This is a genomic window from Lapidilactobacillus salsurivasis (assembly GCF_054785215.1).
The window spans coordinates 3360-5031 of record NZ_BAAABI010000018.1 but is presented as its reverse complement, the minus strand read 5'-3'; the positions used below and the strand labels follow the sequence as shown (position 1 = coordinate 5031).

At 50.5% G+C, this 1672-nt stretch carries 1 rRNA gene; it reads left to right on the top strand.

What is annotated here, in order from left to right:
- Positions 1-17: 17 nt before the first annotated feature.
- A 16S ribosomal RNA gene (locus ACYVSB_RS12570) occupies positions 18-1588 on the top strand.
- The last annotated feature ends 84 nt before the right edge of the window (positions 1589-1672 follow it).

Here is a 1672-nt window from a genome sequence, read left to right as displayed (position 1 = left end):
GAGTCTAACTCAAACTTTTATATGAGAGTTTGATCCTGGCTCAGGATGAACGCTGGCGGCGTGCCTAATACATGCAAGTCGAACGAGTTTCGACATTTACGGAAGATGCTTGCATCGGAAGAAAATGTTGAAACGAGTGGCGGACGGGTGAGTAACACGTGGGTAACCTACCCTAAAGTGGGGGATAACATTTGGAAACAGATGCTAATACCGCATAACAATCAAAACCGCATGGTTTTGATTTAAAAGATGGTTTCGGCTATCACTTTTGGATGGACCCGCGGCGTATTAGTTAGTTGGTGAGGTAACGGCTCACCAAGACATTGATACGTAGCCGACCTGAGAGGGTAATCGGCCACATTGGGACTGAGACACGGCCCAAACTCCTACGGGAGGCAGCAGTAGGGAATCTTCCACAATGGACGAAAGTCTGATGGAGCAACGCCGCGTGAGTGAAGAAGGTTTTCGGATCGTAAAACTCTGTTATTGGAGAAGAACGTACTTGGTAGTAACTGGCCAGGTAGTGACGGTATCCAACCAGAAAGCCACGGCTAACTACGTGCCAGCAGCCGCGGTAATACGTAGGTGGCAAGCGTTATCCGGATTTATTGGGCGTAAAGCGAGTGCAGGCGGTTTCTTAAGTCTGATGTGAAAGCCTTCGGCTTAACCGAAGAAATGCATTGGAAACTGGGGAACTTGAGTGCAGAAGAGGAGAGTGGAACTCCATGTGTAGCGGTGAAATGCGTAGATATATGGAAGAACACCAGTGGCGAAGGCGGCTCTCTGGTCTGTAACTGACGCTGAGGCTCGAAAGCGTGGGTAGCAAACAGGATTAGATACCCTGGTAGTCCACGCCGTAAACGATGAGTGCTAAGTGTTGGAGGGTTTCCGCCCTTCAGTGCTGCAGCTAACGCATTAAGCACTCCGCCTGGGGAGTACGACCGCAAGGTTGAAACTCAAAGGAATTGACGGGGGCCCGCACAAGCGGTGGAGCATGTGGTTTAATTCGAAGCAACGCGAAGAACCTTACCAGGTCTTGACATCTAGCGCCAATCTTAGAGATAAGACGTTCCCTTCGGGGACGCTAAGACAGGTGGTGCATGGTTGTCGTCAGCTCGTGTCGTGAGATGTTGGGTTAAGTCCCGCAACGAGCGCAACCCTTATGATTAGTTGCCAGCATTCAGTTGGGCACTCTAGTCAGACTGCCGGTGACAAACCGGAGGAAGGTGGGGATGACGTCAAATCATCATGCCCCTTATGACCTGGGCTACACACGTGCTACAATGGCTGATACAACGAGTTGCGAGACCGCGAGGTCAAGCTAATCTCTAAAAGTCAGTCTCAGTTCGGATTGTAGGCTGCAACTCGCCTACATGAAGTTGGAATCGCTAGTAATCGCGGATCAGCACGCCGCGGTGAATACGTTCCCGGGCCTTGTACACACCGCCCGTCACACCATGAGAGTTTGTAACACCCAAAGCCGGTGAGGTAACCTTTTAGGAGCCAGCCGTCTAAGGTGGGACAGATGATTAGGGTGAAGTCGTAACAAGGTAGCCGTAGGAGAACCTGCGGCTGGATCACCTCCTTTCTAAGGAACTGTTAGTTTTGGGGTCAAAGCCAAACTAACTTACGGAAACTGCACAGTCGAAACTTTGTTTAGTTTTGAGAGGTC